Annotated in this window: 1 protein-coding gene; it reads right to left on the reverse strand. The window is 65.4% G+C overall.

What is annotated here, in order from left to right:
* Positions 1 to 231: glycerophosphoryl diester phosphodiesterase membrane domain-containing protein (locus KVT38_RS34360; protein WP_217598162.1), on the reverse strand; the 231-nt coding region annotated here is incomplete at both ends.

Below are 231 nucleotides of genomic sequence, written 5' to 3' on the forward strand. Positions count from 1 at the left end.
TTGCACAGCCAGGAGGGCAGGTAAGACAGAGACGAGATGCCCGCCGAGCCCGCCGCGAACTCGGTCGCGTTGAACAGGAACAACGACAGGAAGAGCAGCGTCCGCCTGCCGCGCGTCAGCGCCTGGCTGCTGCGGATCGCCTGGGTCGTCGACTTGCCCTCCAGCACGATAAAGTGCAGCGCGAAGATCCTCCGCAGCAGCGCGTACAGCGCGGCGACGATCAGAATCGCA

The organism is Cohnella sp. GbtcB17 (assembly GCF_019091135.1).
Classification (GTDB): domain Bacteria; phylum Bacillota; class Bacilli; order Paenibacillales; family Paenibacillaceae; genus Cohnella.